The organism is Halegenticoccus tardaugens, from assembly GCF_004116405.1.
In the GTDB taxonomy this organism is placed as follows: domain Archaea; phylum Halobacteriota; class Halobacteria; order Halobacteriales; family Haloferacaceae; genus Halegenticoccus; species Halegenticoccus tardaugens.
In genome coordinates, this window is sequence record NZ_SDIC01000001.1 from 611,646 (window position 1) to 630,673 (window position 19,028).

At 68.1% G+C, this 19,028-nt stretch carries 23 protein-coding genes and 1 tRNA gene; 6 read left to right on the forward strand and 18 right to left on the reverse strand.

Annotated elements, in window-relative coordinates:
• Positions 1 to 25 precede the first annotated feature (25 nt).
• The 8 genes from C3L37_RS24115 to C3L37_RS03270 all read right to left on the reverse strand — a co-directional run bounded on the left by C3L37_RS24115 (position 26) and on the right by C3L37_RS03270 (position 6,211).
• Positions 26 to 190 carry a hypothetical protein gene (locus C3L37_RS24115; protein ID WP_164974646.1) on the reverse strand — a complete coding sequence of 55 codons (165 nt, stop codon included), beginning with the start codon at positions 188 to 190 and terminating at the stop codon, positions 26 to 28.
• A gap of 80 nt (positions 191 to 270) precedes the next feature.
• Positions 271 to 861: a protoglobin domain-containing protein gene (locus C3L37_RS03240; RefSeq protein ID WP_129113172.1), complete on the reverse strand. Its 591-nt coding sequence runs from the start codon at positions 859 to 861 to the stop codon at positions 271 to 273.
• Between the two features lie 158 nt (positions 862 to 1,019).
• Complete coding sequence (locus C3L37_RS03245) at positions 1,020 to 1,451, reverse strand: DoxX family protein (protein ID WP_129113173.1); 432 nt, start codon at positions 1,449 to 1,451, stop codon at positions 1,020 to 1,022.
• 146 nt (positions 1,452 to 1,597) lie between these two features.
• On the reverse strand, positions 1,598 to 3,709 hold the full coding sequence (locus C3L37_RS03250) for a type B DNA-directed DNA polymerase (protein WP_129113174.1): 2,112 nt from the start codon (positions 3,707 to 3,709) through the stop codon (positions 1,598 to 1,600).
• A gap of 3 nt (positions 3,710 to 3,712) precedes the next feature.
• A complete protein-coding gene (locus tag C3L37_RS03255; RefSeq protein ID WP_129113175.1) occupies positions 3,713 to 3,973 on the reverse strand; it encodes a hypothetical protein in 261 nt (86 codons plus the stop codon).
• Entirely contained in the window at positions 3,960 to 4,640 is a 681-nt protein-coding gene (locus C3L37_RS03260) for a hypothetical protein (RefSeq protein WP_129113176.1), read from the reverse strand. Before C3L37_RS03260 ends, C3L37_RS03255 begins: the two co-directional genes overlap by 14 nt.
• 62 nt (positions 4,641 to 4,702) lie before the next feature.
• The gene (locus tag C3L37_RS03265; protein WP_129113177.1) at positions 4,703 to 5,725 is read right to left on the reverse strand and encodes a Cdc6/Cdc18 family protein; all 1,023 of its coding nucleotides are present in this window, start codon (positions 5,723 to 5,725) and stop codon (positions 4,703 to 4,705) included.
• A 168-nt stretch (positions 5,726 to 5,893) separates the two neighbouring features.
• Positions 5,894 to 6,211: a GH32 C-terminal domain-containing protein gene (locus tag C3L37_RS03270; protein WP_228546094.1), complete on the reverse strand. Its 318-nt coding sequence runs from the start codon at positions 6,209 to 6,211 to the stop codon at positions 5,894 to 5,896.
• 76 nt (positions 6,212 to 6,287) lie between these two features.
• Here C3L37_RS03270 and C3L37_RS03275 point away from each other — a divergent pair, with 76 nt between their 5' ends.
• Entirely contained in the window at positions 6,288 to 6,731 is a 444-nt protein-coding gene (locus C3L37_RS03275; RefSeq protein ID WP_129113179.1) for an SPW repeat protein, read from the forward strand.
• Between the two features lie 154 nt (positions 6,732 to 6,885).
• Here the strand turns inward: C3L37_RS03275 and C3L37_RS03280 are convergent, their stop codons facing one another.
• The 6 genes from C3L37_RS03280 to C3L37_RS03305 form a co-directional block, all read right to left on the reverse strand.
• The gene (locus C3L37_RS03280) at positions 6,886 to 7,125 is read right to left on the reverse strand and encodes a hypothetical protein (RefSeq protein WP_129113180.1); all 240 of its coding nucleotides are present in this window, start codon (positions 7,123 to 7,125) and stop codon (positions 6,886 to 6,888) included.
• Positions 7,126 to 7,582: 457 nt separating this feature from the next.
• Positions 7,583 to 7,653: transfer RNA gene (locus tag C3L37_RS03285), tRNA-Pro, on the reverse strand.
• Between the two features lie 128 nt (positions 7,654 to 7,781).
• Entirely contained in the window at positions 7,782 to 8,648 is an 867-nt protein-coding gene (locus C3L37_RS03290; protein ID WP_129113181.1) for an RNA-guided pseudouridylation complex pseudouridine synthase subunit Cbf5, read from the reverse strand.
• 2 nt (positions 8,649 to 8,650) lie between these two features.
• Positions 8,651 to 9,229 carry a (d)CMP kinase gene (gene cmk, locus C3L37_RS03295; protein ID WP_129113182.1) on the reverse strand — a complete coding sequence of 193 codons (579 nt, stop codon included), beginning with the start codon at positions 9,227 to 9,229 and terminating at the stop codon, positions 8,651 to 8,653.
• A gap of 60 nt (positions 9,230 to 9,289) precedes the next feature.
• Positions 9,290 to 10,210 (reverse strand): DUF106 domain-containing protein, encoded by a 921-nt coding sequence (locus tag C3L37_RS03300; RefSeq protein WP_129113183.1) that lies wholly within the window; start codon positions 10,208 to 10,210, stop codon positions 9,290 to 9,292.
• Between the two features lie 142 nt (positions 10,211 to 10,352).
• Positions 10,353 to 10,973 carry an adenylate kinase gene (locus tag C3L37_RS03305; protein WP_129113184.1) on the reverse strand — a complete coding sequence of 207 codons (621 nt, stop codon included), beginning with the start codon at positions 10,971 to 10,973 and terminating at the stop codon, positions 10,353 to 10,355.
• A 186-nt stretch (positions 10,974 to 11,159) separates the two neighbouring features.
• Here C3L37_RS03305 and C3L37_RS03310 point away from each other — a divergent pair, with 186 nt between their 5' ends.
• From C3L37_RS03310 to C3L37_RS03325, 4 genes are all read left to right on the forward strand, one after another.
• The gene (locus C3L37_RS03310; protein WP_129113185.1) at positions 11,160 to 11,573 is read left to right on the forward strand and encodes a hypothetical protein; all 414 of its coding nucleotides are present in this window, start codon (positions 11,160 to 11,162) and stop codon (positions 11,571 to 11,573) included.
• A gap of 50 nt (positions 11,574 to 11,623) precedes the next feature.
• The gene (locus C3L37_RS03315; protein ID WP_129113186.1) at positions 11,624 to 12,085 is read left to right on the forward strand and encodes a universal stress protein; all 462 of its coding nucleotides are present in this window, start codon (positions 11,624 to 11,626) and stop codon (positions 12,083 to 12,085) included.
• Between the two features lie 144 nt (positions 12,086 to 12,229).
• Positions 12,230 to 14,458 (forward strand): amino acid permease, encoded by a 2,229-nt coding sequence (locus C3L37_RS03320; RefSeq protein ID WP_129113187.1) that lies wholly within the window; start codon positions 12,230 to 12,232, stop codon positions 14,456 to 14,458.
• Between the two features lie 90 nt (positions 14,459 to 14,548).
• On the forward strand, positions 14,549 to 14,782 hold the full coding sequence (locus C3L37_RS03325; protein ID WP_129113188.1) for a hypothetical protein: 234 nt from the start codon (positions 14,549 to 14,551) through the stop codon (positions 14,780 to 14,782).
• Positions 14,783 to 14,886: 104 nt separating this feature from the next.
• On the opposite strand, the gene C3L37_RS03330 is transcribed toward C3L37_RS03325, so the two are convergent.
• Both C3L37_RS03330 and gatD read right to left on the reverse strand, forming a co-directional pair.
• Positions 14,887 to 15,837 (reverse strand): GNAT family N-acetyltransferase, encoded by a 951-nt coding sequence (locus C3L37_RS03330; protein WP_129113189.1) that lies wholly within the window; start codon positions 15,835 to 15,837, stop codon positions 14,887 to 14,889.
• On the reverse strand, positions 15,828 to 17,072 hold the full coding sequence (gene gatD, locus C3L37_RS03335) for a Glu-tRNA(Gln) amidotransferase subunit GatD (RefSeq protein ID WP_129113190.1): 1,245 nt from the start codon (positions 17,070 to 17,072) through the stop codon (positions 15,828 to 15,830). The genes C3L37_RS03330 and gatD overlap by 10 nt, the downstream gene beginning before the upstream one ends.
• A gap of 91 nt (positions 17,073 to 17,163) precedes the next feature.
• Here gatD and C3L37_RS03340 point away from each other — a divergent pair, with 91 nt between their 5' ends.
• Entirely contained in the window at positions 17,164 to 17,670 is a 507-nt protein-coding gene (locus C3L37_RS03340; protein WP_129113191.1) for a hypothetical protein, read from the forward strand.
• Here C3L37_RS03340 and C3L37_RS03345 read toward each other — a convergent pair.
• Positions 17,663 to 18,322: an ArsR/SmtB family transcription factor gene (locus C3L37_RS03345; RefSeq protein WP_129113192.1), complete on the reverse strand. Its 660-nt coding sequence runs from the start codon at positions 18,320 to 18,322 to the stop codon at positions 17,663 to 17,665. The two genes, C3L37_RS03340 and C3L37_RS03345, sit on opposite strands and share 8 nt — an antisense overlap.
• A gap of 37 nt (positions 18,323 to 18,359) precedes the next feature.
• Positions 18,360 to 18,995 carry a DUF7096 domain-containing protein gene (locus C3L37_RS03350; RefSeq protein WP_129113193.1) on the reverse strand — a complete coding sequence of 212 codons (636 nt, stop codon included), beginning with the start codon at positions 18,993 to 18,995 and terminating at the stop codon, positions 18,360 to 18,362.
• Between the last annotated feature and the right edge of the window lie 33 nt (positions 18,996 to 19,028).

Consider the following 19,028-nt stretch of genomic DNA (forward strand, 5'->3'; position numbering starts at 1 on the left):
CGCGCGGGGGGTGCGCGAGCCGTCGCTACGGTCGCTGCCACTCGTAGAACAGGTACACGAGGCCGAAAAGGAGGAGGCCGACGCCGAGCGTCGACGTCGCCGGTTCGGGAAAGACGATCAGGACGAGCGCGACGAGGATGATGAGCCCGGGACCTATTTCGTCCGCGTACTCGGCGAAATCGAGTGCCATGTGCGACCACTCGCGCGGCGGGAAGGTAAATCTGCCCGCCGCGCGACGCCGTCCGCGGTTCTTGCCGGCCCCCGCAGCCCTCAGAAGTCGCCGTCCTTCACGTACGGGTAGCTCCAGAGCGTGACCTGCAGCACGATCGACTTGAACCACGCGTCGTACATCGCTTCCACCGCCGCGTCGTCGTGGTCGCCGTTCGCGAGGAAGTCTTTTACGGTCGCGGTGATCGGGTAGACGAACGCGACGACGTAGCGGTAGTCGATGTGCGGCACGGCGTCGACCCCGTCGGTCTCGTTTTTCTTCTCCCTGGTGTGTCTGAGCGCGATCTCGTACTGGTAGTCCAGCCAGTCCTGACCGTACGGCGCGTCGCACGTGTCTCTGATCCACCGGGCGAACCGCGCGCGAACCCGATCGAGGTACTCGTCGATCGGCTCGCCCTCCGGCGTGGAGAAGTACCGCAGGAGAAAGTCGTGCGATCCGACGAATTCGTACCACAGGTCGAGCACGTCGTCGATCTGTGGTTCGAGCACCTCGCCGGCCGTCCGAAGCGCCGCTTCGTCCTCCTCCGTGAACATCACGGTCTCCTTGAGTCGCTCGAACTCCTCCATGCTGATCGGCGATTCGGAGACCGACTCCTCGCCGAGGGTGTATCCGGGGATGTCTTCTCGACTCATTCGATTCCCTCCCGGTGACGTTCGACGCCGAGATCGGTAAACGCTAGCAAGCGGCCGCGCGCTGGTAATTCAAGCCGCGGAGCACGTCGCGTCGTCGGTGCACGCGACGACGCGCGCAGAAGAGTTCGTGTCGTCGGCCAATACGCCTCGACGGTCGGTTACAACCGCTGTTCGCGGCCGAACAGCGCCCGTTCGGCGGACAGCTTTCCGGCTCCGCTCAGCACCAGCGAGACCGCGGCGAGAAAGAGCAGGAGCGTGAACTCGACGCCGCCGTCGGACGCGAGAAAGCCGTTCGGGAGGTGGACGAGCACCGTCGCACAGAGCATGACGACGGCGACGAGCAGCGCGGCGACCTGCGTGAACAGCCCGAGGACGAGAAACGCCCCGCCGAGCGTCTCGGCGAGCGCGACGAGCCAGGCCAGCACGCCCGGTGCCGGGAGGCCGAGCCCCTGCAGCGACGAGGCGAACCCGCCGACGCCCGTCGCCGCCGGGCCGACGTCGAGCAGCTTGCCGATGCCGTGGACGAACATGATGCCGCCGAGACCGACCCGAACGACGAGCGGTCCCCAGCCGGGATGTGCCGTTTTCATCTTTTCATCGCGCGAGAGAACGTTCTACTCTCTGTTAAGTGTATCTAGTATAACGATACTGTTAAAAATATAAACAGTGGGAACGCGGAACATGGCGCGGACGAGAGCGCCGACGTCCCCGGGCGGTGGCGATCGCCCGAATCCGTCTACTCCCACCCCTCGAACGCCGACAGCGTCGAGTCCCGCGAGTCCGCGAGCGCGCTCTCGATCGCGGACCGTCGCCACCCCACCGGCGAGAGGACGCTCGTCGCCGCCCGGAGGAGGAGCGTCTCGTAGAAGTCGGCGTCGTATTCGGAGATCGTCTCGTGGGCCAACGCGACGCGGTCTCTCGACCGTTTCTCGTCGTCGACGACGACGTACGAGACGGTTTCGCCCGGACGCCGACTCAGCCCCTGACCGTCCGCGCGTTCGAGCGCCGCCGCGTTCCGCGTGTACCGCGAGTACTCGTCGACGCGCTTCGAGACGCGATTGTCGACGAGCAGGTCCGTCGGATCGACCGTTCCCCTTCGTAGCCGCTCCACCCACAGCTCCAGCCGGTCGCAGACCGCTTCCGGCTCGCGGTGCGTGTCGAGCACCCGTATCAGGTCCTTCTGCGCCCGCTCGACGAACGCCGGCGTGCTGCGCTGGCGACACTCGATCCCCCGGTACGTGTACTCGTCCTCGCCGGCGACCTTCCCGAAGTACTTCGTCAGCGCGCCGGCGTCGCCCTCGCGCGTCGGCACGAACGCGAGCCAGTCGTACTCCGCCTCGTACTCGAGGCGAATGCCGACCTCGCCCGTGATCCGCTCCGCGAGCTCGCAGAGCGGCGTCTGCGCTTCGCCCTCGATCCGCCGCACCCAGACGCTGTCGACGATCCCGTGGACGATCTCCCAGCCGTTCGATTCGAAGATCTCCTTCGAGTCGAGCAGGATCTCGCGGGCGAAGGCGTTGATCGCCTCGTGGCACTCGATTCGGCCGAACTTCGCGTTCGAAAAGCCCTGGTACCCGAAACAGGAGACGAGAATCCACTTGATCGCGTTCGACCGCCCCTCCAGCACCGTCCTGCGCTCGGGGTCGTCCGTCTCCTCCAGTTCGGCTTTGAAGCCGTCCCGATCCCGGACGAGCGGTCGGAGCACCTCGGGGAGGTACCCCGGTTCGTCGCAGATGCTGTATCCCAGTCCGGGAACGTCCTCGCGGTCGGCGTGGCAGTCGCAGCGAATCCGCTCCGGACTCACGTTCCGCGTGACGATGATGTTCGGGTACAGCGACGAGAAGTCGAGTTCGTGAACCTCCTCGTGGAGGCCCGCCTTCGGGGCGAACGTGAACCCCCCGCGATCCGCTTCGTGCAGTTGCCGCATCGTCTTGAACTGTTCGTGCCGCCACGAGTCCCACGGGACCAGCACGCCGCGCTTTCGGGCCTCCCGGATCTGTATCGCCGTGAGGACGGTTCCGATCGACGATCGGGCCACCTCCTGAAGCGGCTTTCCCGACCGCTCGACGAGGTAGAGACAGCCGTGGACGTTCGCGTGATTCCACAGGAACGCGTTCGATCGGTCGACGATCACCCGTCCGGGGAGGTTGTACCGCGCCGGCGAGTGCCCGACGCGGTCGTCGCTCGCGTACGTCGACTCGCCCGCGAGCCGCTGCCACCCGGGAAGCCGTCCCAGCTGGAACCCTCGCTCGCCGAGCCGGTCGGCCTGCCCGTACAGCGTCGGAACGACCTCGCCCGTGTTCACGAGGAGCACGTCCGGATCGTCGTCGTCGAGCCGGCCGGCGACCGCTTCGAGGACCTCCGCCTGCGTCCCCTCCACCGTCTCGTCTCCGAGTTCGACCGTCGTGATCCGCCCGTCCGCGAGCTGTGGCTCCGGCACGGAGACCGGGAGGATCGTCAGATCGCCGGTCGGAACCGGAGAGACGCCCTCTTCGAGGCAGTATCTGAACTCCCGGCCGAAGTCGACGTTGTAACACCGGTACTCGCCGGGTCTCCCCCAGCCGCGGATCTCGTGTGCGACCGCGGTGACCGCGTCGAGATCGACGACGTCGACGCGGAGCACCGGTTCCGGATCGTCTTTAAAACCGATCCGCTCTTCGGCTAAGTGGGCGAGCGAGACGTCCGGATGCCGACGGAGCACCGCCGAGACGTCGGCGAGATCGCCGTCCCCGTGGGCCGAGACGTAGATCGTCGGCTCGTAGGACGCGTTCCGCGAACACTCCGCTCCGTCGGGCGTCACCGACCATTCGAGGACGTCGCCGTCGAGGTAGTCGAACGTGAACGGCATCGGTCACTCCCCGTCCCCTCGGGTTTCGAGCCGCGCTTCGAGCGACGCGATTCGCTTTTCCTGTTCCAGCGCGACGGAAAGGAGAATCGGGAGCTCGACGAACTGGTGGTTGAGGTACCCGCCGGCGTCGGCGTGCGCGCGGGCGTGTTCGAACAATCGGTCGAAGTGCGGCCGATCCCGGCGTCTGAGCGCCCGCCGGTAGTCAGCCCACCGACCTTCCGTCGTCCGAATCACGTCGCGGTAGGTCGGATTAGTTCGCCCCACCGGCGATCACCTCCGTCGGCGAGCCCGCGGCCGCCACGGTCGGGTGTCGGGCCGCGAGGACGCGGTTCCAGTACGAGATCGTCGTCTGGACCGCCCCGTCGTCGACGGGGTACACGAGGGTCTCGAACGACTCCCCGGAAAACCGCGGCCCGTACCTCGTCACGTCGCACGTCAGCGTCTCGGAGACCGCGTCGACGACCGGTCGTGCGAACTCGTCGAGCTCCGAGAGCGTGACCAGAACCGGGACGGCGGTTTCGTCGAGCAGTTCGTCGACTCGCGCGACCGCCTCGGAGAGCAGCCGTTCGCCCTCGCCGCGACGCAGGTCGTCGGTTCGGTAGAACCGGTCGAACGCCGGCAGGACGACGATCGACGTCCCGTCCGACACCTGTTCCGGGAGGTCGGCGAGGAGACTGTAGTGCTGCCACGGCGTGAAGCCGCGAGCGATGTGAACGCGGTCGAGCGGCCGCATGGTCGGGGCGAGTCGACAGAGCTGCTGCGTCGACCCGTGCCCGTTCGCGTCGACCCAGGCGGCGTCTCCGTCCTGAACGAGGAGACGGTCGAGCACGAGCGAGTGAAGCGCGCCGGTCGCGCCGCGACCCACCCGCAGGAGCGTCATCCCGTCCTGTAACGTCGGGAGCGTCGGGTGCTCCCCGGTCTCGGGGTACATCACGGGCGGATCTAGCCGCTCCGACCGTCATAGCTAAGACAGGGTCGTTTCCGATGGTTCCGTTACCCGTCTCGGGAGGGCCGCTCGCGGGGTCTGTAGGTTCGCGCGCGCTTTTCGCCCTCGGCGACGACGAGCCTGTAGTGCTCCATCTTCTGGAGGTAGTTCCGGACCGTCCGCTTCGTCTTCGGCTCGTCGACGCGCTCGCGGTACGCGTCGTAGAGGTCGCCCGGATTCATCTCCCCCCGTTCGGTCAAAATCTCGTAGAGGGCGCGCTGATGCTCGCGGAGTTTCGCCGCCGTCGATCTCCGGATCTCCTCGCGCCCGTCGGGGATCGCTTCGTGGAGGATCTCGTTCGTGATCGCGTCCGAGGATCGCTGATCGGCGAGGCGCGCGGCGTTGCGAAGGATACCGATTCCGATCCGCGCGTCCCCCGCTGCGGCGTCCGCGATGAGCGCGAGCTGCTGGTTTCCGATAGCGCCTTCCGATAGTCCCCAGCGCGCCCGCGCACTCAGGATCGCGACGAGTTCGTCGAGGTGGTACTTGTCGAACGTGATCCGGACGCTGCTGTGGAGACGACTCGTCAGCCGCTCGTCGAATCCCGAGAACAGATCCTCCTCGCGGTTCGCGACGAGGACCATCGTGATTCCGCGGGTTCGGTAGAGGTCGTAGAGGACGCTCTCGTCTTCGAGCTGGTCGACTTCGTCGAGGACGACGACGTAGTGCGGGCCGTCGTACGCCTGTAGTCGGCTCAAAAGCTCGTCCTTCGGCGTGGAGCGACGGTGGATGTCCACGGTTCGGCCGACGCCTTCGAGGATGCGGTAGAGGACGCGAAAACGGGTGTAGTCCTGCCAGCAATTGACGTACTGGGAGTCGATGTCGAGGACGTTCTCCCGGAGGCGCTCGACGGTGAACTGCGCGATGCACGTTTTGCCAGCGCCGGACGGACCGAGGAGGAGCGACGTCTCGCCGGGCTGACCGTCCATGATCGGTTTGAGCGCGTTCGAGAGGACGTTGACCTCCTGGTTGCGATGCTCGACCTCCTGCGGGATGAACTCGGGCTGGAGGACGCGAGCGTCGTTGATCATCCGTATCGGGTCTCTTTCTCGGCTATCGCAATAAACGGAACCGGGTGATTTCCGATACTTCCGAAAGCACGAGAGACGCGCCGACCCGCTCTGTCGCCCGTTGCGTCCGCTGACCTTCCGGTCGAGTCGCTCGATGCGTTCGACCGCAGGGTCGGCGAAGGGAGGGGATCACCGAGCGGTCAGGTCGTACACGACCAGCTCTTCGATCCGTGCGGCACCCGCCTCCGCAAAGAGGGAAACGCCGGTGCTGTCCCAGTCTGGAAACACCTGATTCGTCATCGTCCGACGGCCGTCGTTGGCGAATACTTCGACCGAGGAGCGATCGACGAGGACGCGAAGTTCGATCGTCCCGTCTCGGAGCGGTTCCAGCGGCATCGACGCCACGTCCTCTCGGCCGGGCTCGAACGGGTTCGGTTGCGAAGCCCCGTGGCCGAATTTTTTGACGACATCCCGACGTGAATATAATAATTTACGACGAGTATCCAAGTACCGAAATCTGTACGTTCAGGCTCTGTGGCCGCTATACTTATTGAAAACGCGGAGCGATAGTCGAGTGCTGATTATGAGTGACACTACAACGGATTCAGAGAGGACCCGAACCCACGAAAACAACCGCTCCCGTAATACCCTGAATACGGACACGATGCAGTGGCTGAGCGCCCTCGTCGCGCTGATCGGGTTGTACCTCGTCGCCTCGCCGTTCGTCTTCGAGGCCACGGAGACGGCGATCTGGAACGACACGCTCGTCGGGACCGCGATCTTCGCACTCGCGGGGTACAACTTCGTCCGCCTGTCGAGGGATCGGTTGGCGAGCGTGGGCGTCGCCTCGCTGGCCGCCCTGCTCGGGCTCTGGGCGCTCATCTCGCCCTACGTCATCGAGATGGGAAGCGACGAACTGGCCACGGGGACGGCGATCTCCGGATTACTCGTCGCCCTCCTCTCGGCCTACAGCGCCTACGCCAACAACAAGGCCGACGCGCCCGAACGTACGGGCGCTCGCGCCTGATTCGACCGGCACTCGACCGATAGTAACTGTTAGTGAGTCGTGGACGCGACCGTGTCACGATCAAGAACCCGCCGACGGAGCGAACGCCCTCCGGTCCGTCCTCTCTTATTACGTCGTACGGCCGGTTCGCACCGCGATCGATCGCGGTCGACACCTACAGCTCGCGTTCGAAGTGCCGTCTCCGAAATTGGGCGAAATGGTGCTGCGTGAGGAGAATCGCGAAGAGGATCATCACGGCTGCGAACGGGACGGAAACGAAAAAGGACAAATCGTTGAAATAGCTGTTCGCCAGCTGGGCGAGAGCGAGCAGCGCTGGAACGAAGGAGATCATCGCAGATTGAACGGGAGTCGAGCGAAATATATCAGAAAACGCGACGTCGTCTTTGGTGGCCATCGTGGAACGCGATTCATCTATCGAGAGAACCTCCAATAACGTTTCGAATCGGATGACGAACAGTATCTCGACGCGAAGCCGCCGTCCGCACCCTCTGGCCGGGCGAGGGCGCGTTTTTCGACGAACTGGCCGGATCCACACCTCGTCGTGAGTCGAAATTCGACGGACCGAACGTCGCCATTCGACTCACCTCCAACCCTCCAAACGCCGAAAACCGGTGGTTCAGGGGTGTGAGACGCGTAATGATGAGGGCCTATAAAATTTCTTATGGGATCGCCGACGGCTCGCGCCGCTCACCCTCGTGCTCCCATTTTCGCTCCGCGAAAAGTGGGACCGCCGAGATTCGAACCCGTCGAGACGGTCATCCTCACTCCGTTCGGACGCTGCGACTCGCCTGCTCGAATCTCGCCGCTCGACACGTTCGCACGCCTCGCTGTCGCTCGGCGAGCATGAACAGTGGGACCGCCGAGATTCGAACTCAGGTCCGACGCACCCCATGCGCCGAGGATACCACTACCCTACGGTCCCGCGTATCGGGGGACGCGCGTCCGTCAATTAAGGGCTTCGTTTCGTCGCCGCCGTCGCGCGCCGCGAAAGGCGCGACCGATCGCCCGTCGATCGTCGGACGTCGCGCTGACAGCGGCACGCTACCGGCGTCACGCCAGCACGCGCTCCAGCGCGACGACCTCGCCCGCCTCCGCGTCGGGATCGCCGACGAGCCTGCCGAGGCAGACGGCCGCGCCGTCCGGCGTGTAGCACGCGAGCAACCGTCCGCGCTCGACTCCCGCGTCGACCTCGACGACGCCCGGCGCGTACACCGGCGCGCCGTGGGCCACCTGCTCCGCCGCGCTCTCTTTTATCACCAGGCGCGGGAGGTGGTCGAGGCTCCGCTCCGCCGGCGCGACGGCTCGGCGGAGCGGCGCTTCGTCGCCCTCCGCCGCGAACGCGAGCGCGTCCGCGAGGTCCTGAAGCGTCACGAGATCCCCGTCATCGAACGGCTCGGTCGCGGTCCGACGGAGGTGGCCCATGTGCCCGCCGGTTCCGAGCGCGAGGCCGAGATCGTGACAGAGCTTCCGGACGTACGTCCCGCTCTCACAGCGGATCCGGAGCAACGCCTTGCGATCTTCGACTTCCAGCACGTCGAGGTCGAACACCTCGCGCGTCCGCAGGCGGCGGGAGACGGCGCTCTTGCGCGGTGGTTTCTGGTACAGGTCGCCCTCGAACTCCGCGACGACGGTTTCGAGGTCGGCCGGCGGCCGCCCGTGCAGTTCGAGCACCGCGACGTACTCCTTCGACCCCTCCAGGAAGACCTGCGCGAGGCGGGTCGCGTCGCCGAGGAGCACCGGCAGACAGCCCGTGACCTTCGGATCGAGCGTCCCCGCGTGGGCGGCCCGCTCGACGCCCGCGAGGTCGCGTACCCAGCCCGTCACCTGGTGGGCGGAGGGGCCCGGCGGCTTGTCGAGGTTCACCACCCCGAATTCGAGGAGCTCGGTCGCGTCGCGCGCTCCGGGCGAGCCTCGCATCGTCAGAAGTCGTACCGGACGCCGTCGACGGGGTGTTTCCCCTCGTCGGCGTCGGGGTCGTACGTCTCGACCGCGGTCGCGAGCACGTCGAGCACCGCCTCGGGGTCCCAGCGCGCGGTGTTGAACGCGACGTCGTAGATCGAGAGGTCGTCGATGGGGATGTCGTAGTACGCCCTGTAGCGCTTCTTCTCGCTCGTCTCGCGGCGCTCCGTCTCCTCGCGCGCGACGGCGACGGGCTTGTCCTCGCGGTCTGCGATCCGGGCCGCCCGGACGCCGAGCGGGGCGTCCAGCCAGAGCCGCAGGTCGGCGAAGTCGCCCGCGAGCCAGCCGGCGAGCCGGGATTCGAGCACGAGATCGTCGCGCTCCTTCGCGATCTCGTACAGCCGTCGGTCGAGGTCGCGGTCGATCCCCTCGTCCTCCTCCGCCAGTTCGTTGAACTCGACGGGCGAGTACCCGCGCTCTGCGGCCAGCGCGCGGAAGATGTCGCCGCCGCTCACGTGTTCGAGTCCGAACCGCGCGGCCAACTCGGCCGCGTTAGTGCTCTTGCCGCTGCCCGGCGGGCCGGAGACGGTTATCAACATACTCACTCTCGAACGGTCGCAGTAAAATGCGTTACCTTCCCGAGCGCCCCCGACGGACCCTCAGGAAGTCGACGGCGTCGTGTTGATGTTCAGCCCCTTTCGGATGATCTGGGTGAACGCCATCGAACAGAGGAAGTACCAGACGATCCAGAGCTGAACCGGGCCGACGACGGACGATTTCCAGCCAACCTCTCCCGCGATCGGGACGATCATCGGCTGTAGCTCGATGTGAGCCTGGGAGTTCGCCCCGATGCCGACCGCCCAGTACATCCAGAGGAACACCGGGATGGTGAGGAACATGATCCACACCATCGGTCGGAACTGCTCTTTGAACATGCCCATCTGATCGCCCATCGCCTCCATCTGTTCCTCCTGAATCTTCTCCAGGGCGGCGTCGTCGCCGGACTCCTGCGCCTCCTTGCGCCGGCGCTGGATGTCCTTCATCCGCTCTTGGTACATGCCCATCTTCTCCATGTTCATCAAGTTCGCCTGCAGGAGCGTCGAGTACAGGCCGGTCGCCAGCGCGAGCACCATCACGACCGCGTAGAACGGGAGCATCTCCGCGACGGGGCCGAGGACGGTGTGGAACGTGCCGCCGACCAGTTCACGAACCGGCTTCCACGAGTAGCCGAGGAACAGCCCGACGGTCACGAGCGCCGCGCCCTTGTCCCACTTCGACCACGTCGTCCCCTCGACGTCGTCGTCGACCGACGCGGCCGACGCGCCGCCGACGTCGCTGCCGTTTTCCACCGCCGTGCGGGTCGCGGCCGGGTCGGCGAGGGAGAACCCGTCGCCGGTGTCGCCGTCGACGAGGACGCCCTTCTCGATGAGCCGCCCCCACTGCCCGCTCGTGAGATCGCCGCGGACGTCCGCCCACCGGACCTCGCCGGCCTCGGACCGGTCGAGGACCGTCTCGACGGCCGAGCGCATCTCTGGGTCCTCGGCCACGAGCGACCGGACCTTTGCTTCGATACGTGCCATTACCGGAGGATAGCCATCGACCCGTTATGAAGCTTTTACTCTGGCGGCGTCGCGGATCGCGCCCGATTTCGGTCCCTCGCGCCACCCGCGGCTCCACCGCCCCCACCGCGGTCGGATGCGCCCTCCGCCGTCGGGCGCGCCGTTACGCCCGCTCGCGGATCGTCTCCGCGACGCGGTCGAACACCTCGTCGGGCGACCCCTCGCCGTCGACCTCGACGAGTTCGCCCCGCTCGCGGTAGTGTTCGATGACCGGCTCCGTGCTCTCGCGGTAGACCCGCAGGCGCTCGCGAACCGTCTCCTCCGTGTCGTCGTCGCGCTGGACGAGCCGCTCGCGAACCGCCTCGTCGTCCGGCACGTCGAACTCGACGTGGTAGATGTCGCCCGTCTCGGGGTCGAGCCGTCGGCCGGTGAGCCGCCTGACCAGTTCGTCCTCGTCCACGTCGAGGTAGACGACCGCGTCGAGGTCCGTGATGTCCGAGAGGTACTCGGCCTGCGAGAGGTTCCGGGGGTAGCCGTCGAGGACGTAGCCGTCCGCCGCCGACAGCGCCTCCTCGACGATCTCGTTTACGACCTCGTCCGGCACGAGTTCGCCCGCGTCCATGTACTCGCGGGGCGTGCCGTACTCGGTCTCCACGTCCTTGTTGGCGCGGAGCGCGTCGCCTGTCGTGACGTGTTCGAGGTCGAACGCCTCGGCGAGGCGCTTGCTCTGGGTCCCTTTGCCCGCTCCGGGTGCTCCGAGGAGAAGCACGTGATAGTCGGCCATGTCTCCCGATTCAGTTGCATCCGTTAAGGAGGTGTTGCTTCCGGCCAGTCCGCTGAAACCGTCGCCGCCGTCGGCTACTCCCGCCGGCCGCTCTCGTCGCGCGCTCGCGCGCCGCAGTCGGCGGGTGCGACTCCCTCGCTCCGCGACTCCCCCCGTTTTTATCCCGTCGGCGACGTAGCGGCGACCATGACTCGATTCGACGCGGACACGCCGGCGGAACGCCGAAAGCTGTTCGCCGACGCCGTCGTCGCCCACCGCGAGCGCGGGAGCGCCTTCCTGACCGTCGAAGTCGCGTCCGACCCCGAACTCGACGGCGTCGACGAGGAGGGCGACCCCCTCCCGGGGCCGTGGATCCAGTTCGCGGAGCGGACGTTCAACCTGGACGCGACCGACGAGGAGCTCGATCGGGTGAAGGCGCTCGTCTCGGAGTTCCCGGAGTTCCGGATCGATCGGCTGGAGAGCCCCGAAGGGACCGAGGGGACCAACGTCCGGATCACGGCGCGCTCGGACGCGAACCGGCTCGCGGGGTTCGTCGACCGGGCGTTTCAGGAGGTGTACGGGCGCGACGACGGCTACCGGGCGTGGGTCGTCGCGATCTGAATTCCACCCGAATCCCGAAGCATATACGATCGCCCTCCGTACGCCCGCCCATGAACGACTCCGACACGCCCCTCGACGCGTCGCTCTTCGCCCGTCCGGTCGTCCCCGTCGCCAGCGTCGACGACGCCGAGACGACGGCACGGGCCGCCGTCCCCCGAATCGCGGCGGTCGACGGGGAGATGGTCGTCGTCCACGTCGTCGAGAAAGCCGGCGGCGCGCCCGACAAGGCGTCGGTCGAACAGCGCGAGGAGGTCGCCGCCGACGCGTTCTCGGTCGTTCGCGACCGGGCCGCGGCGGCCGGCGTCGACGTGACCACGCGCGTCGCCTACGGGACGGACGTCGCGGAGACGATCTTCGACGTCGCGCGCGAGGAGAACGCGTCGGCCATCGTGTTCTCGCCGCGCGGCGGGAGCAAACTGGTGAAGTGGCTCAGCGGCGACGTGGCCGCGTCGCTCGTCGAGAACGCGGACCGGCCGGTGGTCTCGCTCCCGGACGCCGAACCGGAGCGGTGACGCCGAAGGGTGCGGCCGCGCGACTGTCCTCGAAATCTGTCGAGAGACGACATTCCAAACCGTTTAAACGGATCGAACGACACCTACCGGCCATGAATTTCCTCGGAACAGCGTCGCCGAACATATCGTCGCACTGGTCGAAACATGGCTGACGAGGAACTGGCGAAGGACCTCGGATTGCTGTCGGCGATGACCATCGGCATCGGAACGATGATCGGCGCGGGCATCTTCGTCCTGCCGGGCGTCGCCGCACAGGAGGCCGGACCCGTCGTCGTCGTCTCCTTCGTCGTCGGCGGCGTCATCGCGATGGTGAACGCGCTGTCTGTCTCGGAACTCGGCACGGCGATGCCGAAGGCCGGCGGGGGATACTACTACGTCAACCGCGCGCTCGGGCCCCTGTTCGGCTCCATCGCCGGACTCGGCGACTGGGTGGGGCTCGCGTTCGCCTCGGCGTTCTACTGCATCGGCTTCGGGCAGTATCTCGCCGAACTCGTCGATCTTCCGGGCGTGCTGTTCCTCTCGCCGATACAGGTCGGCGCGCTGCTCGCCGGGTTCGTCTTCGTCGGCGTCAACTTCGTCGGCGCGAAGGAGACGGGCGGCGTCCAGACCGTCATCGTCCTCGCCCTGCTGGCCATCCTCGGCGCGTTCGCCGTCGCCGGATGGGCGTCGTTCGACTACGCGACGCTCGCCGGCGAGGACGGCCTCGCGCCGTTCGGCACCGGCGCGATCCTCCCGGGGACGGCGGTCGTCTTCGTCTCCTTCCTCGGCTACGCGAAGATCGCGACCGTCGCCGAGGAGCTGAAGAACCCCGGTCGGAACCTCCCCATCGCCATCATCGGCAGCGTCGCGCTCGTCACCGTCATCTACGCGGTCCTCGTGACGGTGATGCTCGGCGTCGTCCCGTGGCCCGACCTGAGCCGGGACGCGCCCGTCGCGCAGGCGGCCGAGGTCGCGTTCCCCGGCGGCATCGCCGGCGTCGCGGCGACCGTCATGACGCTCGGCGCGCTGTTGGCGACGGCGTCGTCGGCGAACGCCTCGATTCTCGCGTCGGCGCGCATCAACTTCGCGATGGGTCGCGAGAAGATCGTGACGAACTGGCTCAACGAGATTCACCCCCGCTTTGCGACCCCGTACCGCTCGATTCTGGTGACGGGTTCCATCATCGTCGCGTTCATCGCGGCGCTCGGCAGCGACCTCGCGGTGCTGGCGAAGGCGGCGAGCGTGCTCCACCTCATCGTCTACGCGCTGATGAACGTCGCGCTCATCGTCTTCCGCGAATCGGACGCTATCGACTACGAGCCGGCGTTCCGCGTGCCGCTGTACCCGGTGACGCCGATAGCCGGGGCGCTGCTGTCGCTGGGTCTCGTGGCGTTCATGGACGACGTCGAAATCGCGCTCTCGGGCGCGTTCGTCGTCGGCGCGGTCGGCTGGTACTTCGTTTACGCGCGCGACAAGGTCGAGGCGGGCGGGCTGCTCAGTCGGTACATCCTCGCGCGGTCCGAGCGGATGCCCGACGCGGCCGTCTCCGCCGCCAGCACCGTCAAACCCGACGGCGGCGACTACCGCGTCATGGTTCCGCTCGCGAACCCCGAACACCAGACCGACCTCATCACGCTCGCCAGCGCACTCGCAAAGCAGCAGGGCGGCACCGTCGTCGCCGTCAACATCCAGCAGGTGCCCGACCAGACGTCGCTCGAAGCCGCCCGACAGCAGGGCGACTACGCGGCGGCCACGCGCATCCTCGAGCGCGCCCGCGACGACGCCGAGACGTTCGGCGTCCCCGTCGAAACCCACACCATCCTCTCGCACCGAACGTTCGAGGAGGTGTTCGACGCCGCCCGCACCTACGACGCCGACGTGACCGTCATGGGCTGGGGACCGGACGCCCACGGCTCGCCGGGCCGCGCCGAGAGCGCCGTCGACGAACTCGCGAGTTCGCTCCCCTGCGACTTCCTCGTCCTCCGGGACCGCGGTTTCGACGCGTCGCGCGTCCTCGTGCCGACCGCGGGCGGGCCGGACTCGGATCTCTCAGTGGCCGTCGCGAAGCTGCTCCGCGCGGAGTTCGGGTCGACGGTGACGCTGCTGCACGTCGCCGACGACGAGGCGGAGGGTCGGACGTTCCTCGAACGGTGGGCGGCCGAGCGCGACCTCGACGACGCGGAGTTGCTCGTCGAGTCGGGCGACGTCGAAGCGGCCATCGAGCGGCACGCCGCGGAGGCCACGATGCTCGTCGTCGGCGCGACCGAGCGCGGCCTGCTCTCGCGGCTGTTCACCGACAGCCTCGTGATGAACGTCGTCGACAGGGTCGACTGCTCGGTGCTGCTCGCCGAGAAGAAACGGAGTCGGACGCTTCGCGACCGGCTGTTCGGCTGAGGATCCGTTCGGCGGCACGCGGCGACTTCGGTTCGGTCGCCCGCGGCCCGAACGTCTATTCCGTATCGCCCCAAAGCGTCGGGGGACAGCATGTCCCCGAACGACGGAACGGACCGGGCACCGGGCATCGAAAAGCGGGTGTTCGAGACGTTCACCGACGACCAGCCGCGCTCGACGGATCACATCGTCGAGCAGGTCGAGATCGAGCGCGCGCTCATCGAGGACGCCCTGGTCGAACTCGAACGGCAGGGCGTCCTCGAACGACACGAGCAGGACAGACCCGACGAACCGGGCGAGTCGGAAACGCTCTGGTACCCGGTCTGAGCGGTCCGCGGTCGGCCGTCGCGTCCGAGACGTTTCTTCGGCAGCCGTCGTGTCCGACGTTTCCTCGGCGATCGCCGACCGCGACGCTCCCTCGTCTGCCGCGCTCACGACGCCTCTTCGCCGAGGACCGACGGATCGGTCAGGTCCGCGGCCATGACGAAGTCGGGATCGTCCGAGACGTCGACGCGGGCGTACGCCGTGTCGCTCACCGGGCCGACGCCCTCGGGGATCAGGACGCGCGTGCGGTCCGCGCCGACCCCGGCGGCGTCGCGGGCGACCGCGCGATGGAGCGCCCGCGCGGCCGTCGGGTCGGCCCACGCGCCGACGGCGTACTCCGCCCACGTCTCGGCTTCGTCCGCGTCGTTCTCCCGCTCGTACGTCCGGTTGCGGAGCGCGATCCCCCGCGTGCCGCCGTCCCGGACGGCGAGGAGACGCCCCTCGTCGGCCGCCTCGCGGAAGTCCCGGCGCGTCAGCTCCGACACCGCCCACGACTCCTCGGCGTCGAGGGCGAGCCCCCGCAGGTGCGCGCGGGCGTCGCTCGCGGTCCAGAACGACCAGCCGGCGTCGGGGTCGTCCGTCACGCGGAGATCCGGCTCCGCGCTCGCGTCCGGCGTCGGCATCGCCCACCGAAACTCCGTGCAGGGTTCGAAGCCAGCGGCGCGCGATTGACCGAGCCCCGCGACGTTCCACGAGAACACCATGTTTCGGGCGACCGTCGCGCCCTCCGCCGCGGCCCAGCGAAACACGGCCCGCGAGAGGTCGAGCGAGACGCCGTGCCCGCGGTACTCCGGGTTGACGCGCATCCCCTGCGCCCACGCCTCGTAGTCCGAGAGCAGGACGCCCTGGCAGATGCCGGCGACCGCCTCCGACGGCCGCTCCGCGTCGCCGTCGGCGTCGAGGACGAACGTCATCTGGCCGTCGCCGTCGTCCGCGATCCAGTCGCGGTAGATCCGCGGGATGTAGTCGCTCCCGTCGCGGTCGGCCCACGTCCGGCTCGTGAACTCGGCGACCGCCTCGTAGTCCTCCGGCCGCGCCCGGCGGACGCTCAGGTCCATGGCCGCGACTGCGCCTGCAGTTCGCCCGCGAGCGACTCGCCCATCGCGCCGGCCGGATCGCCGAGGTTCGCGAGCGCCCACATGAGCTTCACCTTCGCGGTCCCCGGGAGCGTGTCGCCCGCTTCGACGACGCCCGCGTCGAGCAGGTCCCGCCCGGTGTCGTAGACGCGGTCGCACACCCGGCCTTCGAGGCACTGGCTCGTCATCGCGACGACCGTCCCGCCCTCGACGAGTTCCTCGATCCGGGGAACGAGATCGGTGTGGACGTGTCCCAGCCCGGTACCCTCGATCACGACGCCCGATTTGCCGTCGAGGTAGTCCCACGCCGCGGGGTCCATCCCCGGCGTGAACTTCACGAGTTCGACCCCGGTGTCGAGGTCGGGTGCGATGTCGAGGGCCGCCTCGCCGCGCTCGCGGTACGCCCGCCGGAACGCGACCTCGCCGGTCTCGTAATCGACCTCGCCGAGGGGTTTCGCGCCGACGGTCTCGAAGGCGTCGCGGCGGGAGGTGTGGTTCTTCCGGACGCGCGTCCCCCGGTGGAGCGCGCAGACGTCGTCGTTCTCGGAGGCGTGCATGCAGACGAGCACCTCCGCGCAGTCCGACGTGGCCGCCTCGACGGCGCAGACGGCGTTCATCACGTTGTCGGAGGAGGGCCGATCCGCGGAGCGCTGGCTGCCCGTGAAGACGATCGGAACGGGCGGGTCGAGCATGAACGACAGCGCCGAGGCCGAGTACTGCATCGTGTCCGTCCCGTGCATGACGACGACGCCGTCCGCCCCCTCCCGGATCTCCTCGTGCACCGCCCGCGCGAGGCGCTCCCAGACGGCCGGCGTCATGTTCTCCGAGAGGATGTTCGCGACGACGCGCCCGCGGTAGTTCGCCCGCCCCGCGAGCTCCGGGACGGCTCGGAGCACGTCCTCCGCGTCGAACTGCGCCGTCACCGCGCCCGTGCGGTAGTCGACCGTCGAGGCGATCGTCCCGCCGGTGGAGATGAGCGCCACCGTCGGCAGGTCCGGATCGAACTCGACGGCGGAGCTTCCGTCCGCCGGCGCGCCCTGGTCGGCGTCGTACGCGCCGGATTCGAGCACCTCGACGGCGGCGTCCTCGCGGGCGATCCCGACGTTGTAGCCGCCGTCGAGCTTGACGACCAGGTGCTCGGCCGTCGACGACGGCATCAACACCCCTTCGTTCGTGACGCCCGCGCGCTCGACGCGGACGCGATCCCCTGGGTTCATGCGGTGAGGTACCGCCGGGTCGGACTTGAAAGCACCCGTTCGTCGGGCGGACGGCGCAAGACCCATACGTTCGGCGCGCGCACCGTCGAACATGCAGCGCACGACCGACGTCGAGCGGGGCGGGGAGTCGGTCGCCGATTCGCCCGCGGACGCGAAGGCCGATCGGCGGGACCGCTCCGGTGCGAGGGGGCGGCTCGGCCTGAAGCGGCGGCTCGGGGGCCTGTTTTCGATCAAGGTGTTCCTCGCGGCGCTCGTCGGGTCGATCCTCGGCCTGTTTCTCGGCGGGGCGATCCCGCTCGTCGGCGTCCTCGGGCGCATCGCCGGCCTCTTCGCCGTCGGATTCGTCGTCGGGCTGGTCGGCCGACGCCGCCGGTACGCGGAGGTCGGACTCGCCGCGGCCGCGGCCGCCGCGCTCGTGTTGGTCCTCTCGGCGCTCGGGTCGTTCGGGACCGTCACGTTCCCGTATCTCGTCCGCGCGTACGCGCAGTACGGCACCGCCATCGCCGGCGTCGGCGCGGGGACGGGGCTCGTCGTGGCGCTCGTCGGCCACTACTTCGGTCGCGACCTCCGCGCCGGGCTGATGCGGGAGATCAACTGATCCGCCAGCGGCCGCCCCGGTTTCGCACCAGCCCGCGGTCGGAGAGTAATCGGAGCGCGCCCTCGACGGCGTTCGTCGGCGCGTCGACCTCGGCGCTGATCTCCGGCAACGTGCGCTTGCCGGTCGCCACCGCCGCGAGGATCTCGGCGTAAAATCGGCTGTCGGCGTCGGTTCCGATCGTCTCGTTCAGCCGGTCGAGCACGTCCGTCATCCGCCCGTGGACCCACCGCTGGGCGAGCGACAGCTCGTTTTCGAGCGATTCGAGCCGAGAGAACTCCGCCGCGAGGTCCGCGAGGTCCTCCTCGCCCCCGTCGCGCGAGCGCACGTCGAAGGTGACGTGCGGGCACCGGCCGGTCATGTCGAGGCTGGGGTTCGCCGGGTACGCGCTCTTCGCGCCGAACCCGTGCGGCGACACGTTCACTTCGAGCCGGAGGCTCCGGGAGATGTGAAAGTACTTCCGCCGCTGCTCGTCGGTGCGACTCTCGACGAGACCCGCCTCCTCTAACTTCCGCAGGTGATCGATGACCGCCTTCGGACTGACGCCGAGGTACTCGCTGATCTCCGTGACGTAGCACGGCTTGTGCGAGAGCAGCCGGAGAATGCGCCGACGGTTCTCGTTGCCGAGGAGATCCAAGAGCACCGCAGAGTCCATGTCGTACCGATACGCCACCAGAATTGAAAAGATTGACTCACTGCGTCTGGTCGTCGCTGCAGGGAGACTCGCGACCCGCGTTCGCCCCGTCGCCGCCGAGCGCATCCGCCGCCGCCGCGTCGTCCGAGGCCGGTGCGGCCGGTTCGCTCTCCTCCGCGGTCGTCGATTCGCCCGCGCCGTCCGCCTCGTCCGCGGATCCGATCACGGCGTCGAGCACGAGCAGTTGCGCGTCGATCCGACTCAGCCGCGCGCGGTACTGGAGCTCCGAAATCTCGCCGCCGTCGTACTCCTCTCGCAGCGCCTCGCGATCGCTCTCCAGCGCGTCGAACCGGTCTCTCAGGCCGTCGAGCCGGCGGTCCGCTACCTCGTCGCTCCCCCTCCGCTCCGCCCGGTGCTCCCAGATCGCACGGTCGATCGTCCCGCGGGCCTCGGCGGTGTTCGACTGCACGAAGGCGGAGACGACGGTGCCGTAGCGGGCTTCGGAGCCGTTCTCACGGCTCTCGTCCCCCACGGCGTCGTCGAGCTCCGATTCGCCGTCCAGCGGCGGCTCGCCGGTCGGATCCGTCGGCGCGGTCGTCGACGCCGACGCGTCGGCGGATCCGGTCACGGCGACCGTCGGGACGCTCGCGCAGACGAGAAGAACACAACTCAACAGAGCGTACGCCGTTCTCATGAACGTCAGTAGCGGCGCACCGTGGCATAAACG